This window comes from Phaeovulum molybdatiresistens, from assembly GCF_023544865.1.
Classification (GTDB): domain Bacteria; phylum Pseudomonadota; class Alphaproteobacteria; order Rhodobacterales; family Rhodobacteraceae; genus Pontitalea.
This window is the reverse complement of record NZ_JAMJFX010000001.1, coordinates 355,869-369,248: the sequence shown is the minus strand read 5'-3', so window position 1 is coordinate 369,248 and position 13,380 is coordinate 355,869. Positions and strand designations below refer to the sequence as shown.

The window sequence follows — 13,380 nt, the reverse complement described above, 5'->3', positions numbered from 1 at the left end:
GACAATGGCACGCGTTAAATCCGGGAAAGTCACCCACGCCGCCCACAAGAAGGTTCTGAAGAAGGCGAAAGGCTACTATTCGGCCCGCTCGCGCAACTTCCGCACCGCAACCCAGGCCGTCGACAAGGCCAATCAGTACGCGACCCGCGACCGCAAGGTGCGCAAGCGGAACTTCCGCGCGCTGTGGATCCAGCGGATCAACGCCGCTGTGCGCGCGTTCGACGCCGAAATGACCTATTCGCGCTTCATCAACCTGCTGGACAAGGCCGGGATTGAGGTCGACCGCAAGGTTCTGGCCGACCTGGCCATCCATGAGCCCGAGGCGTTTGGCGCCATCGTCGAAAAGGCGAAGGCTGCGGCGTAATTCCCGACCGGGAATGCAATTTGAACCCCGCGCTGGCGCCTTGGCCCAGTCGCGGGGTTTTTCTTTGGCCCATGCTTGCAATCGGGGGTTCCTCTGGCTAGCACGGGCGCGACTTTGCAGGAGAGATCGCGATGGACGCGCTGGATGTTCTGAAGGCCAAATATCTGGATGAGATCGCCGCCGCCGCCGATGAGGCGAGCCTTGAGGAAATCCGCCTGGCCGCCCTTGGCAAGAAGGGCGAGATCAGCCTGAAGATGCGCGAACTGGGCCAGATGACGCCCGAGGAACGCCAGACCACCGGCGCCGCGTTGAACCGCCTGAAGGACGAAATCGACGCCGCCCTGCGCGCGCGCAAGACCGCGCTGGCCGATGCCGCGCTGGATGCCCGCCTGGCGACCGAATGGCTGGACGTGACCCTGCCGGGCCGCCCCCGCCCGCGCGGCACCATCCATCCCGTGTCCCAGGTGATGGAGGAAGTCACCGCGATCTTTGCCGACATGGGCTTTGCCGTGGCCGAGGGGCCCCAGGTCGAAAGCGACTGGTATAACTTCGACGCGCTGAACATCGCGCCCGAACACCCCGCGCGGCAGGAACACGACACCTTCTTCATGCACCGCGACGCCGAAGACCCGCGCCCGCCGCATGTGCTGCGCACCCACACCAGCCCGGTGCAGATCCGCGCGATGCAAAAGCAGGGCGCGCCGATCCGCGTGATCGCGCCGGGCCGCGTCTACCGCATGGACATGGACCAGACCCACGCGCCGATGTTCCACCAGGTTGAGGGGCTTGCGATCGGCAAGGACATTTCCATGGCCAACCTGAAATGGGTGCTGGAGGAATTCTGCCGCGCCTTCTTTGAGGTGGAAAACGTCGAACTGCGCTTCCGCGCCAGCCACTTCCCCTTTACGGAACCCTCGGCCGAGGTCGACATCCGCTGTTCCTGGGAAGGTGGCCAGCTGAAGATCGGCGAAGGCGATAGCTGGATGGAAATCCTGGGCTCTGGCATGGTCCACCCCAAGGTGCTGGAATCCGCGGGCGTCGACCCGACCGAGTGGCAGGGCTTTGCCTTCGGCATGGGCATCGACCGTCTGGCGATGCTGAAATACGGCATCCCCGACCTGCGCGCCTTCTTCGAAAGCGACCTGCGTTGGCTGCGGCATTACGGCTTTGCCGCGCTGGATATGCCGACGGTGTTCGGGGGGCTTAGCAGGTGACTGTTTCTCGGATCGAAGCTGAACTCTCTCTGCTTGAGATCATCGCTTCTGGTGATGGTGAATTTGTAGAGGTTGACGATCTGCACGAGCGAGACGTTCTGATTCTGAAAGATTTACGAGAAGCAGGATATATCAGGGGCGTGACCTATTCACTGGGCGCTAGTTATCGGATCACAGCTTCTGGTGAGAGATACTTGTCTCAGCTTCAGAAAGAGCTGGCTGAGCTTGAAAAGCCCGCAGTTTCGACAGCTGGGAAGCGTGGAATTCTCGCGACAATTGGGGCTAACAAGGCTCGCCTCGTGACTATAGGAGCCACTTTGATCGGCGGCGTTTGGTTCTTGTTCACGCAAGTTTTAGCCCCTTCCTGGATCTGTCCAAAGCTTCCGAACTGGTTGTCCGCAATGGCAGGACAATGCGAAAAATTTCACATTGGAGCACCCCAATGAAATTCACCCTCTCCTGGCTGAAAGACCATCTCGACACCGAGGCGAGCCTCGATGAGATCACCGAAGCCCTCACCGATCTTGGCCTTGAGGTCGAAGAGGTCGTGAACCCGGGCGCCAAGCTGGCGCCGTTCACGCTGGCCCGCGTGGTTCATGCCGAACAGCACCCCGACGCCGACAAGCTGCGCGTCTGCCGCGTGGAAACGGATGAGGGCGAAAAGCAGATCGTCTGCGGCGCGCCCAATGCGCGGGCGGGCATCACGGTCGTGCTGTGCAAGCCGGGCGACTATGTGCCGGGCATCGATGTGACGCTGGGCGTGGGCAAGATCCGCGGCGTGGAAAGCCACGGCATGATGGCCTCGGAACGCGAGCTGGAGCTGTCGGACGAACACAACGGCATCATTGAACTGCCCTCGGGCCATGTCGGGCAGAAATTCGTGGACTGGCTGGCCGAAAACCGCCCCGAGGCGGTGGACCCGATGATCCACATCAAGATCACCCCGAACCGCCCCGATGCGCTGGGTGTGCGCGGCATCGCCCGCGATCTGGCGGCGCGCGGCCTTGGGCGGCTGAAACCGCTGGCGATTGAACCGGTGCCGGGCGGGTTTGAAAGCCCGATCAAGGTGCAGATCGACCCGGCCCTGAAGGAAAAGGGCTGCCCGATTTTTGCCGGCCGCCTGATCCGCGGCGTGACCAACGGCCCCAGCCCCGACTGGCTGCAACAGCGGCTGCGGGCGATCGGGTTGCGCCCGATCTCGGCGCTGGTGGATATCACCAACTTCTTCACCTTCGACCTGAACCGCCCGCTGCACGTTTTTGACGCGGCCAAGGTCAAGGGCAACCTGCGTATCCATCCCGCGAAAGGCGGCGAGGAGTTGCTGGCGCTGGACGGCAAGACCTATGCGCTGCGCGACGGCATGATGCTGATTTCCGATGACGAACAGCCGGAATCGCTGGCCGGGATCATGGGGGGCGAGCTGTCGGGCTGTTCTGACACCACGGTCGATGTGTTCCTGGAAAGCGCCTATTGGGACCCGATCACGATTGCCGCTACGGGCCGCGCGCTGAAGATCAATTCCGACGCGCGGTACCGGTTCGAACGTGGCGTGGACCCGGAATTCACCCTGCCGGGGCTGGAACTGGCCACGCAGATGGTGCTGGACCTGTGCGGGGGCGAGGCGTCCGATGTGGTGGTTGATGGCGTGGTGCCCGCGAACACCCGCGCCTACCGGCTGGACCCGGCCCGCGTGATCAGCCTGGTCGGCATGGACATCCCCGAGGCCGAACAGCGCGCGACGCTGGCGGCGCTGGGATTTGCGCTGAACGGCGACATGGCCACCCCGCCCAGCTGGCGTCCCGATGTTCTGGGCGAGGCCGATCTGGTCGAGGAAGTGGCCCGCATCGCCTCGCTGACGAAACTGGTGGGCAAGCCGCTGGCGCGCGAAACCGTGGGCGTGCCGGGGCCGATCCTGACGCCGATGCAGATGCGCGAAAAGGCGGCGCGGCGGACGCTGGCGGCGCTGGGGTATAATGAATGCGTGACCTATTCCTTCATCGACGGCGCCAGCGCGGCGCTGTTCGGTGGCGGGCAGGATGCGACGCGCATCGACAACCCGATCAGCAGCGAGATGACCCATATGCGTCCCGATCTGCTGCCCGGCCTGTTGCAGGCCGCGGCGCGCAATCAGGCGCGCGGTTTCGCCGATTTCGCCCTGTTTGAGGTCGGTCCCGCCTTTACCGGCGGTGAGCCGGGGGATCAGCACCTGCAGGCTGCGGGCCTTCTGGTCGGCCATGCCGCGCCGCGCGACCCCTACGGCTCGCGTCGCCCCGTGGATGTGTTCGACGCCAAGGCCGATGCCGAGGCGGTGCTGGCCGCGATCGGCGCGCCCGCCAAGGTGCAGGTCAACCGCAAGGCCGCCGGCTGGTGGCATCCGGGCCGGTCGGGGGTGATGGCGCTTGGGCCGAAGGCGCTGGCCGTGTTCGGCGAGGTGCATCCGCGCGTCCTGCGCGAGATGGGCGTGAAGGGGCCTGCGGTCGCCTTCACGATCTGGCCCGAAAACGTGCCCTTCCCGAAGGCCAAGATGCCCACGCGCCCCGCGCTGGCGCTGTCGGACCTGCAGGCGGTGGACCGCGACTTTGCCTTTGTCGTCGATGCGGGCGTCGAGGCGCTGACGGCGGTGAATGCCGCTGCCGGGGCCGACAAGGTGCTGATTGAATCGGTCCGCGTGTTTGACCAGTTCACCGGCGAGAAGGCCGAGGCGCAGATGGGCGCGGGCAAGAAGTCGATCGCGCTGACGGTACGGCTGCAGCCGCGCGACAAGACCCTGACCGATGCCGAGATCGAGGCGGTTTCCGCCAAAATCGTCGAAAAGGTGACCAAGGCCACCGGCGGCACGCTCCGCGGCTGATACCAGAAAAGGCCCCCGATTGGGGGCCTTTTGCGTCAAGCCCGACTGGGAATGGTCAGCCCGCGTTGCACCGCGGGCCGCGCCAGGAACCGGTCAAGCCAGGCCGGCACATGGCGCAGATCGTCCCAGCCGACCAGGTCGCCCGCCTTGTAGAAATCGCGAAGCGTCCGCAGCCAGGGGCAGATGGCTATATCGGCGATGGAATAGTCCCCGGCGATCCAGTCGCGCCCGGCCAGCGCGCCATCAAGCACCTTTAGCAGGCGGGCTACCTCGGCGCGGTAGCGGTCCTTGGGGCGGGGGTCTTCAATCTCTTTCCCGGCGAAGGCATGGAAAAAGCCCAGCTGGCCGAACATCGGCCCGACCCCGCCCATCTGGAACATCAGCCACTGTAGCACTTCATAACGGTTTTGCTGTGGCAGAAGCCGGCCGGTTTTTTCCGCCAGATAGATCAGGATCGCGCCGCTTTCGAACAACGGCAGCGGTTTGCCGCCCGGCCCGTCAGGGTCGATGATCGCGGGGATCTTGTTGTTGGGGTTCAGCGACAGGAATTCGGGCGTCATCTGGTCATTGGCGTCGAACCGCACCAGATGCGGGTCATAGGGCAGGCCCAGTTCCTCCAGCATGATCGACACCTTGACCCCGTTTGGCGTCGGCAGGGAATAGAGCTGGATCGCGCCGGGCGTGACGGGCGGCCAGCGGCGGGTGATCGGGAAGGCGGAGAGATCGGTCATCGGCGGCTCCTGACAGGTTTGGGGTCAGAAAGCCTGAAAATTCCGCCTGTTGAAAGCTGCAATTGCGCGCAGCGCATGTTAGGCTGCACACAGGCGCCCGAACGCGGGCGTATATTTCGGGGGCAGACATGATTAACGAATTCAAGAATTTCATCGCCAAGGGCAATGTCATGGACATGGCTGTCGGCATAATCATCGGCGCGGCCTTCACGGCGATTGTCACCTCGCTTGTGTCGGATCTGATCAATCCGATCATCGGCCTGGTCACCGGCGGAATGGATTTTTCCAACCTGTTCGTGAACCTTGGCGAAGGCGACTTCACCAGCCTTGCCGCCGCGCGCGAAGCCGGGGCCCCGGTCTTTGCCTATGGCGCCTTCATCACCGCTGTGATCAACTTCCTGATCATCGCTTTCGTGGTCTTTTTGCTGGTGAAGATGGTGAACCGCATCAAGGACGCCGCGATCAAGAAGGAAGAGCAGGCCGCGGCCGCGCCTGCGGGCCCGACCGAGCTGGACGTGCTGATGGAAATCCGCGACGCGCTGAAGAAATAAGGGCACGGCCCGGCCGTAGGGCCGGGCCCCCGTTGGCTTTACAGCGCCAGCGCCTCTTGCGCGCTGACGTGGGGCAGTCCCAGCGCCTCGGCCACGGCCGGATGGGTGATGTGGCCTGCGTGAACGTTCAGCCCCGCCAGAAGGTGCGGATCATCGGCGCAGGCCTGTCGCCAGCCCTTGTCGGCAATGGCCAGCAGGAAGGGCAGGGTGGCATTGCCCAGCGCCAGGGTTGAACTGCGCGCCACCGCGCCGGGCATGTTGCCGACACAGTAATGCACGATCCCGTCCACCTCATAGATCGGGTCCTGATGTGTGGTCGGGCGCGAGGTTTCAAAGCAGCCGCCCTGATCGATCGCCACATCCACCAGAACCGCGCCGGGCTGCATCGTCGCAAGCATCGCGCGCGTCACAAGCCTGGGCGTCGCGGCCCCGGGGATCAGCACCGCACCGATCACCAGATCCGATTCCGCCAGCAGCTCGGCCATAAGCCCCGCGCTGGAAAAGCCGGTGCGGAATTCGCGGCCATAAAGGTCATCCAGCTGGCGCAGCCGCGGCAGGGACCGGTCCAGCACCGTCACATCGGCACCCATCCCGGCCGCAATGCGCGCCGCATGCGTGCCCACGACGCCGCCGCCGATCACCAGCACCCGCGCCGGCAAAACCCCCGGCACACCGCCCAGCAGAACGCCGCGCCCGCCATTGGCCTTTTGCAGTGCCCAGGCCCCGACCTGCGGCGCCAACCGCCCCGCGACCTCGGACATCGGCGCCAGCAGCGGCAGCCCCCCGGCCCGGTCGGTCACCGTTTCATAGGCGATGCAGGTCACGCCCGCGGCCAGCAGATCGCGGGTCTGGTCCGGATCGGGCGCCAGATGCAGATAGGTGAACAGAACCTGCCCCGCGCGCAGCAGCCGCCGTTCGTCCGGCTGCGGTTCCTTGACCTTCACCACCAGGTCCGCATCGGCAAAGATCGCCTCGGCGGTGGGCAGGATGCGCGCCCCGGCGGCGATGTAATCGGCATCCGCAAAGCCCGCGCCAAGGCCCGCACCGCTTTGCACCATCACCTCATGGCCCCGCGCCACCGCGTCGCGGACCGCATGCGGCGTCAGACCCACGCGGAACTCCTGTGGCTTGATCTCTTTCGGGCAGCCGATTTTCATGTTCGCTCCGTCTCGTTTCGGTGTTCCTGGCCGTCATGATGGCGTGCGGCCGGGAAGGCCCGGCATTTCGCTGGCTTCATCACGGCCTTGAATGTTAAAACTTACCTGAATTTCAACGAAACGCTGAAGAAAATTGCGCCACCATGCAACTTGACGCGACAGACCGCCGCATTCTTGCCGTGCTGCAAAAGGCCGGGCGCATATCGAACGCCGATCTTGCGGACCGCGTGAACCTGTCCGCCTCGGCCTGCCACCGCCGGGTGCAACGGCTGGAGGAAGAGGGCTACATCCGCGATTATGTGGCGCTGCTGGATGCGCGCAAGCTGAACCGGCCCACGACGGTGTTTGTCGAAATAACGCTGTCAGGTCAGGCGGATGAGGTTCTTGATGCCTTTGAGCGTGAGGTGCGCAAGATCCCCGATGTCCTGGAATGCCACCTGATGGCCGGGTCTGCCGATTACCTGCTGAAGGTTGTGGCCGAGGATACCGAGGATTTCGCCCGCATCCATCGCGCCCATCTGGCGCGGTTGCCGGGCGTCGCGCAGATGCAAAGTTCGTTCGCGCTGCGAACGGTGTTCAAGACGACGGCCCTGCCGCTCTGACGGGCGTTAGGCCCATCTTAGGAAACGCGCGCTAAGCCTTGGCCGATGGAGGCCGGGCGATGCGACTTGAAACCCTGATGATTCTTCTGGCGGCGCTGTCCGGCCCGGCGGCGGCCCTGTCCGCGGCCCGGCCGGATGGCGATGGCCCCTTCCTTGTCGTGATCCCGCCCTGGCGCGCGCCAGAGGCTGTGATCCGCCGTGCGGGCGGTTGGCCGATTGGCCCCACCGATGCGCCGTTTGCCACCCTTGCGGCCGGGGATGGCCCCGATTTCCTGGCGCGGCTGCGATCCGCCGGCGCCTGGCTTGTTCTTGACCAGGCCAAGATATCCTGGATTTGCGGAGACACGACATGAGCGTTCAAATCCCCGGTCAAGGGGAAAGCATGAAACCCGAAATTCGTTTGCTCTCGACCGGCGCGGTCATCCTGGCTGTCGTGGTCACAGCCGTGGCGTTCTGGGTGGGAACGGCCCCTTGGGTTGCCAGCCTGACCGCCGCGACCTTCGCCGCCGCCGCGGTCTTTGGCGGGCGCTATGCCGCCGCCGACAGTGCCGCCTCGATCGTCGGGCTTGGACTGATTGGTCAGGCTGTGGCGCTGACTGCAGCGCTCAGCGGTCATCCCTGGCAGATTGACAGCCACATGGTCTTTTTTGCGCTGATGGCCGTTCTGGTGGTGCTGGTCGATGTGCGGGCCATCCTTCTGGGCGCCGGCATGATCCTGGTGCACCATCTGGTGCTAAGTGTCGCCATGCCGCAACTGATCTATCCCAGTAGCGATATCGTCGCCAATGTCGCGCGGTCGCTGTTCCATGGGCTTGTCGTGGCGGTCGAGACCGCCGTTCTGGTCTTCGCGGTGCGCAACCGCCAGCAGATGACGGCGACACTTCAGGCGCGGCTGCAAGAGGTGGCCATTGCCTCCGAGGCCGCCGAAGCCGCGCGGCATCAGGCCGAGGCCGGGATGCGCGAGGCGCGGGAACAAAAGGCGGCGGTCGAACGCGCCGCCGCCGAGGCCGAAAGCCTGCGACGCGATGCTGTTGAGAAGGCACAGGCCGCGACACAGGCCAATGCCGCGGCCCTTGATGCCGAACAACGGTTGGCTGCGGAACGTGCCGCGACGGCCGCAGGGCAGGCTCGGATCGTCAAGATTCTTCAGGCCGCCCTGCATGATCTGTCGCAGGGGGATCTGTCGGTGCGTATGGATGCGATCGATGATGCCGAATACCGGACCCTCGCGCACGATTTCAACCTGGCGGTCGATCAGTTGGCGAAAGCCATCTCAACCGCGCTTGGCTATTCCGGCGATATCCGGGCCCAGATCGGGGAAATCAACGGTGCCACCCAAAGCCTGTCCCATCACAGCGAACGGCAGGCGGTGACGCTGGCAAATACCGCGGCGGCGATCAATGAACTGACCGTTTCGGTGCAATCTGCGGCCAAGGTGGCGGCCGAAGCGGCGGCTGCGGCGGGGCAGGCGGAAAGCGTTGCGCGCGAAAGTTCCGAGGTGGTCGCCGCCTCGATCCGGGCCATGGATGAGATCGAGCAAAGCTCGGGCAAGATTGCCCGGATCACCTCGGTCATCGACGACATCGCGTTCCAGACCAACCTGCTGGCGCTGAACGCCGGTGTCGAGGCCGCGCGCGCGGGTGAGGCTGGCCGGGGCTTTGCCGTCGTCGCCTCGGAGGTGCGGGATCTGGCGCAGCGGTCCTCGGCCTCGGCGCGCGAGATCAGCGGGTTGATCAGCGCCTCTGAGGCGCAGGTAAGAAACGGGGTAGAGCTTGTGAACAAGACGGTCGCTTCTCTCGACCGAATCGTCAGCGCGGTCGAACAGATCAGCGGAAGGGTTGCGGAAATCGCCCGTTCGGCCGAGGAACAATCCTCTGCCATCACCGATATCAACGGCGCGGTCGAGCAGCTGGATCACGTTACCCAGCAAAACGTCGCGATGTTCGAGGAAACCTCTGCCGCGACCCAGACGCTTGACGCTATGGCCGAAGAGCTTCGCCGCGCGATGTCGCTGTTCCGCATCGGGGCAGATTCGGGCGCCAGCTACGCCGAGGCGATGCGCAAGACCGGGTGACCCCCAATGCCCGCAGACCGCGACGGGCGCTTGCGAATGGGCGGGCTGGGGCCCGACGGGGCCTGCTAAGGCGGCTTGTGCTGGCGAATCTGGCACCTGTGCCGCCCCACCCGTTCGTTAAGACGCTTGGTTGGCCCGGGCCAGATGCATTCCTGCCATGCGGCTTGGCCGCTTTGGGCTTGCGCCCTTCCAGGGCCGCATGAAAGAAGCCCGATCATAGAAAAACCCCCGATGGCTTGGCCACGGGGGTTGATCGATGCGGGCGAACCCGCCAGCTGTTCCAGTCGCCTGAAACGCGCGGTGAAGGGCTTAAAGAGCGCCTTCGCGCTGGGCCTTCTTGCGTGCCAGTTTACGGGCACGGCGAACGGCCTCGGCCTTTTCGCGCGCTTTCTTGACAGAAGGCTTTTCGAAATGCTGCTTGAGCTTCATTTCACGGAAAACCCCCTCGCGCTGAAGTTTTTTCTTCAGAGCACGAAGCGCCTGTTCGACGTTGTTGTCGCGAACGCTGACCTGCATGTGGTGTCACCACCTTCCTAAGTTAGAGTTGCATGCGGTTGCAGGAAGCGGCCATATAGCAAAGGCGCGGCCGCTTGTCTACCACTGTGCGTGAAGGGAAATGCCATGAAAAACGACCGATTGGATGTGGATCGCACGCGCAGCGACCTGTTGCAGGCGATCTTGCCCCATGTTCCGTTCGATGGCTGGTCCGCGCCCGCGTTTGACGCAGCCGTCCGGGATGCGGGTGTCGATCCCGCGCTGGCGCGGGTGATCTGCCCGCGCGGCGCGGTGGATCTTGCGGTGGCCTATCACCGATCGGGGGATCGCGCGATGGAGGCCGCGCTTGGCGCGACCGATCTTGGCGGCCTGCGGTTTCGCGACAGGGTCGCGACGGCGCTGCGCCTGCGGCTGGAAGCGGCGGACCCGGAATTGGTGCGGCGCGGCGCGGCCCTGTTCGCGCTGCCGCATCATGCGCTGACCGGCGCGCGTTTGATCTGGGAAACGGCGGATGCGGTCTGGCGGGCGCTGGGTGACAGCAGCGAGGATTACAACTGGTACACCAAGCGGGCGACGCTGTCGGCGGTCTATTCCGCGACCGTTCTGTTCTGGCTGGCCGATGAAAGCGAAGGCTATGCCGATACCTGGGTCTTTCTGGATCGCCGGATCGCGGATGTGATGCAGTTCGAAAAGATCAAGGGCAAGCTGCCCGGCCTTGCCAGCGCGCTGGGCGGCATCCGCGCGCCATCGGCAGCCAGGGATTTGCCGGGAACGATGACGGGGGGGCGGGCATGACGTTGCCGGAACAGATGCGCGTGGTGGAAATTGCTGGTGCGGGCGGACCCGAGGTGTTGCGCCCCGCCGCGCGCCCGGTTCCGGTGCCCGGTGCCGGGGAAATCCTGATCGAGGTGCATTACGCAGGCGTCAACCGTCCCGATGCCCTGCAACGCGCCGGGGCCTACAAGGCGCCGCCCGGCGCTTCGGATCTGCCGGGGCTTGAGGCGGCGGGCCTTGTCGCGGCCATTGGCCCCGGCGTCAGTGGCTGGGCCGTGGGTGACCGGGTCTGCGCGCTGTTGCCGGGCGGCGGCTATGCCGAATATGCCACCTGTCCGGCCGCCCATGCGCTGCCGGTTCCTGAGGGGATCGACCTGAAATCAGCCGCCTGCCTGCCCGAAACCTGCTTCACCGTCTGGTCCAATGTGGTGACGCGGGGCGGGCTGAAGGCGGGCGAACGGTTCTTGGTGCATGGCGGGTCTTCGGGCATCGGCACCACCGCGATCCAGATCGCCACGGCGCTTGGCGCGCGGGTCTTTGCCACCGCCGGATCGGCCGAGAAATGCGCGGCCTGCGAAGCGCTTGGCGCCACCGCGATCAACTATCGGCAGGCCGATTTCGTCGACGTTCTGCGCGCCGAGGGTGGGGCTAACCTGATCCTGGACATGGTCGGCGGCAGCTATATTTCGCGCGATATCAAGGCCCTGGCCGATGACGGGCGGCTGGTTTTCATCGCCTTCCTGGAAAGCCCCAAGGCCGAGATCAACTTTGCCCAGGTCATGTTGCGCCGTCTGTCGATCACCGGGTCAACGCTGCGCCCGCAATCCGATGTGGCCAAGGCGGCCATCGCGGCGGACCTGCGCGCCCATGTCTGGCCTATGGTCCAGGCGGGCAAGCTGCGCGTGGTGCATGACAGCGAATTCCCGCTGGATCAGGCCGCTGCCGCCCATGCGCGCATGGAAAGCAACGCCCATATTGGCAAGATCGCCTTGCGGGTGCGCTGATCAGCGCACCGCCTCCATCAGGGCATCGCGCCTCCGGCAATCGCGGATCGTGTCTGCGCCGCAGGGCCGGGGGCTCAGGTCGCGGGTCAGGCAGATCCGCGCCTCCTGGATGCGGCCCTGGTCGCAGGTGATGGTGATCATGTTGCGCGACAGCCCCGGGTTCGCCTCGATGAAGGCGTCCTCGACGACGCTGGCGGGCAGCTTCACATCGCGGTTCAGGCGGGCAAAGACCTCGGGGATGACGATGCTGTCATAGGCGGCGCGTGCGGTGGCAAAATAGCCCTCTGCCGACAGGCCGGTGCAGCGGCCGTGTTTCTTCCACTGATGCCAGGCCAGCCCCGCCGATCCCATGACATCGGCCATTGCGGCGGTCTGCGCGCGCGTCGGGTCGCGTTCCCCGGTGCGGCAGTAGGATGGCCAACCAAGGTCATATTGCGGCCAAAGCCCGTGCAGGACAAAGCTGTGGTAGTGGCGCGGATGGCACTGATCTGCGTCGCGGGCATCGCCCGTGGTGGCGCACCAGCCGGGCGACCAGGACAGCGCCAGAAGGTAATAGTCGAAATCGCCGGCCCGTTCGCCCTCGGCCCAGGCGGGCAGGGCCAGCATCAATGCCACAAGGGCGGCTCGGATCATTTTCTCTTCCCTCCGGTCACGTTCGGCACTATATAGCGACCCAATTCCCCTTCCGAAATGGACCGCGACCGAGGGAGGCACCCGGGGTCGCAGCCGATTTCACGGCACGGGAGAGATTTGTAAAGGATGGCTCCGATGACGAACAAGCCCCTGATGGCCAAGGCGACCGCGGTCTGGCTGGTGGACAATACGACGCTGACCTTCAAGCAGATCGCGGATTTCTGCGGCATGCATGAACTGGAGGTGCAGGGCATCGCCGATGGCGACGTGGCGGCAGGGGTGAAGGGGTTCGATCCGGTCGGCTCGAACCAGCTGGACCCGAGAGAGATTGAAAAGGGCGAGAAAGACCCGCTCTACAAGCTGCGTTTGAAATACAACCCCGCCTCGGCCGGCGAGGACAAGCGCCGCGGCCCGCGCTACACCCCGCTGTCCAAGCGCCAGGACCGGCCCAACGCGATCCTGTGGCTGGTCAAGTTTCACCCCGAACTGGCCGATGCGCAGATCGCCCGCCTGGTGGGCACCACCAAGCCCACGATCCAGACGATCCGCGAACGCACGCATTGGAACATCGCCAGCATGACCCCGATCGACCCGGTCGCGCTGGGCCTGTGCCGCCAGTCCGAACTGGATGCCGAGGTGCAGAAGGCCGCCAAGAAGAAGGCCGCCGAAGGCGGGCTGATGACCGATGATGAACGGCGCAAGCTGGTCTCGACCGAGCAAAGCCTGGCCATGGGCACCGAACCGCGCCTGCCCACCGCGATCCAGGGGCTGGAAAACTTCACGCTGGGCACCCCCGAGGAAGAGGAAGCCCATCCGCGCGATTTCTCGGATGCAGACAGCTTCTTCAACCTGCCCGATGCCGATGAGGGCGAGGGCGAAGACGAAGACGAAGACAACCGCTAAGCGGCATTGGCCCGGGTGTCCGCGCCC

General features: G+C 65.1%; 15 protein-coding genes. 11 read left to right on the top strand and 4 right to left on the bottom strand.

Features of this window, described 5'->3' with window-relative positions; genetic code table 11:
• The first annotated feature begins 4 nt into the window (after positions 1–4).
• From rplT to pheT, 4 genes are all read left to right on the top strand, one after another.
• Complete coding sequence (gene rplT, locus MXB90_RS01800; RefSeq protein WP_250040264.1) at positions 5–364, top strand: 50S ribosomal protein L20; 360 nt, start codon at positions 5–7, stop codon at positions 362–364.
• Between the two features lie 140 nt (positions 365–504).
• Positions 505–1,578, top strand: a complete 1,074-nt coding sequence (pheS, locus tag MXB90_RS01795) for a phenylalanine--tRNA ligase subunit alpha (RefSeq protein ID WP_462982196.1) — start codon at positions 505–507, stop codon at positions 1,576–1,578.
• The gene (locus tag MXB90_RS01790) at positions 1,575–2,024 is read left to right on the top strand and encodes a YjcQ family protein (RefSeq protein ID WP_250040260.1); all 450 of its coding nucleotides are present in this window, start codon (positions 1,575–1,577) and stop codon (positions 2,022–2,024) included. The genes pheS and MXB90_RS01790 overlap by 4 nt, the downstream gene beginning before the upstream one ends.
• Positions 2,021–4,429 (top strand): phenylalanine--tRNA ligase subunit beta, encoded by a 2,409-nt coding sequence (pheT, locus tag MXB90_RS01785; RefSeq protein ID WP_250040256.1) that lies wholly within the window; start codon positions 2,021–2,023, stop codon positions 4,427–4,429. Before MXB90_RS01790 ends, pheT begins: the two co-directional genes overlap by 4 nt.
• A 35-nt stretch (positions 4,430–4,464) precedes the next feature.
• Here pheT and MXB90_RS01780 read toward each other — a convergent pair whose 3' ends face one another.
• Positions 4,465–5,160 (bottom strand): glutathione S-transferase N-terminal domain-containing protein, encoded by a 696-nt coding sequence (locus MXB90_RS01780; RefSeq protein WP_250040254.1) that lies wholly within the window; start codon positions 5,158–5,160, stop codon positions 4,465–4,467.
• Positions 5,161–5,288: 128 nt separating this feature from the next.
• On the opposite strand from MXB90_RS01780, the gene mscL reads away from it, so the two are divergent.
• Positions 5,289–5,711, top strand: a complete 423-nt coding sequence (gene mscL / locus MXB90_RS01775; protein WP_250040252.1) for a large conductance mechanosensitive channel protein MscL — start codon at positions 5,289–5,291, stop codon at positions 5,709–5,711.
• Between the two features lie 38 nt (positions 5,712–5,749).
• Here the strand turns inward: mscL and ald are convergent, their stop codons facing one another.
• Positions 5,750–6,868: an alanine dehydrogenase gene (gene ald, locus MXB90_RS01770; protein ID WP_250040250.1), complete on the bottom strand. Its 1,119-nt coding sequence runs from the start codon at positions 6,866–6,868 to the stop codon at positions 5,750–5,752.
• A gap of 143 nt (positions 6,869–7,011) precedes the next feature.
• Here ald and MXB90_RS01765 point away from each other — a divergent pair, with 143 nt between their 5' ends.
• From MXB90_RS01765 to MXB90_RS01755, 3 genes are read left to right on the top strand one after another with little or no spacing between them, the layout of a single operon-like run.
• Positions 7,012–7,470, top strand: a complete 459-nt coding sequence (locus MXB90_RS01765; protein ID WP_250040247.1) for an Lrp/AsnC family transcriptional regulator — start codon at positions 7,012–7,014, stop codon at positions 7,468–7,470.
• A 59-nt stretch (positions 7,471–7,529) separates the two neighbouring features.
• Complete coding sequence (locus tag MXB90_RS01760; protein ID WP_250040245.1) at positions 7,530–7,823, top strand: hypothetical protein; 294 nt, start codon at positions 7,530–7,532, stop codon at positions 7,821–7,823.
• Positions 7,824–7,852: 29 nt separating this feature from the next.
• Positions 7,853–9,544 (top strand): methyl-accepting chemotaxis protein, encoded by a 1,692-nt coding sequence (locus tag MXB90_RS01755; protein WP_250040243.1) that lies wholly within the window; start codon positions 7,853–7,855, stop codon positions 9,542–9,544.
• Between the two features lie 309 nt (positions 9,545–9,853).
• Here the strand turns inward: MXB90_RS01755 and rpsU are convergent, their stop codons facing one another.
• Entirely contained in the window at positions 9,854–10,060 is a 207-nt protein-coding gene (gene rpsU / locus MXB90_RS01750) for a 30S ribosomal protein S21 (RefSeq protein ID WP_011748553.1), read from the bottom strand.
• Between the two features lie 105 nt (positions 10,061–10,165).
• On the opposite strand from rpsU, the gene MXB90_RS01745 reads away from it, so the two are divergent.
• Both MXB90_RS01745 and MXB90_RS01740 read left to right on the top strand, forming a co-directional pair.
• Positions 10,166–10,834, top strand: coding sequence for a COQ9 family protein (locus MXB90_RS01745; protein ID WP_250040239.1), 669 nt, complete (start codon positions 10,166–10,168; stop codon positions 10,832–10,834).
• The gene (locus MXB90_RS01740) at positions 10,831–11,817 is read left to right on the top strand and encodes an NAD(P)H-quinone oxidoreductase (RefSeq protein ID WP_250040236.1); all 987 of its coding nucleotides are present in this window, start codon (positions 10,831–10,833) and stop codon (positions 11,815–11,817) included. Before MXB90_RS01745 ends, MXB90_RS01740 begins: the two co-directional genes overlap by 4 nt.
• Here the strand turns inward: MXB90_RS01740 and MXB90_RS01735 are convergent, their stop codons facing one another.
• Positions 11,818–12,450 (bottom strand): ribonuclease T2, encoded by a 633-nt coding sequence (locus tag MXB90_RS01735; RefSeq protein WP_250040233.1) that lies wholly within the window; start codon positions 12,448–12,450, stop codon positions 11,818–11,820.
• Positions 12,451–12,585: 135 nt separating this feature from the next.
• Here MXB90_RS01735 and MXB90_RS01730 point away from each other — a divergent pair, with 135 nt between their 5' ends.
• Positions 12,586–13,353: a DUF1013 domain-containing protein gene (locus MXB90_RS01730; protein WP_250040231.1), complete on the top strand. Its 768-nt coding sequence runs from the start codon at positions 12,586–12,588 to the stop codon at positions 13,351–13,353.
• Positions 13,354–13,380 lie beyond the last annotated feature (27 nt).

What these genes read in the sequence shown, in the direction of transcription:
- mscL (WP_250040252.1), top strand. Translation starts at nt 5,289, where the DNA reads ATGATTAACGAATTCAAGAATTTCATCGCCAAGGGCAATGTCATGGAC.
- MXB90_RS01760 (WP_250040245.1), top strand. Translation starts at nt 7,530, where the DNA reads ATGCGACTTGAAACCCTGATGATTCTTCTGGCGGCGCTGTCCGGCCCG.
- MXB90_RS01730 (WP_250040231.1), top strand. Translation starts at nt 12,586, where the DNA reads ATGACGAACAAGCCCCTGATGGCCAAGGCGACCGCGGTCTGGCTGGTG.
- MXB90_RS01740 (WP_250040236.1), top strand. Translation starts at nt 10,831, where the DNA reads ATGACGTTGCCGGAACAGATGCGCGTGGTGGAAATTGCTGGTGCGGGC.
- rpsU (WP_011748553.1), bottom strand. Translation starts at nt 10,060, where the DNA reads ATGCAGGTCAGCGTTCGCGACAACAACGTCGAACAGGCGCTTCGTGCT.
- MXB90_RS01755 (WP_250040243.1), top strand. Translation starts at nt 7,853, where the DNA reads ATGAAACCCGAAATTCGTTTGCTCTCGACCGGCGCGGTCATCCTGGCT.
- pheT (WP_250040256.1), top strand. Translation starts at nt 2,021, where the DNA reads ATGAAATTCACCCTCTCCTGGCTGAAAGACCATCTCGACACCGAGGCG.
- rplT (WP_250040264.1), top strand. Translation starts at nt 5, where the DNA reads ATGGCACGCGTTAAATCCGGGAAAGTCACCCACGCCGCCCACAAGAAG.
- MXB90_RS01735 (WP_250040233.1), bottom strand. Translation starts at nt 12,450, where the DNA reads ATGATCCGAGCCGCCCTTGTGGCATTGATGCTGGCCCTGCCCGCCTGG.
- MXB90_RS01765 (WP_250040247.1), top strand. Translation starts at nt 7,012, where the DNA reads ATGCAACTTGACGCGACAGACCGCCGCATTCTTGCCGTGCTGCAAAAG.
- MXB90_RS01745 (WP_250040239.1), top strand. Translation starts at nt 10,166, where the DNA reads ATGAAAAACGACCGATTGGATGTGGATCGCACGCGCAGCGACCTGTTG.
- ald (WP_250040250.1), bottom strand. Translation starts at nt 6,868, where the DNA reads ATGAAAATCGGCTGCCCGAAAGAGATCAAGCCACAGGAGTTCCGCGTG.
- MXB90_RS01780 (WP_250040254.1), bottom strand. Translation starts at nt 5,160, where the DNA reads ATGACCGATCTCTCCGCCTTCCCGATCACCCGCCGCTGGCCGCCCGTC.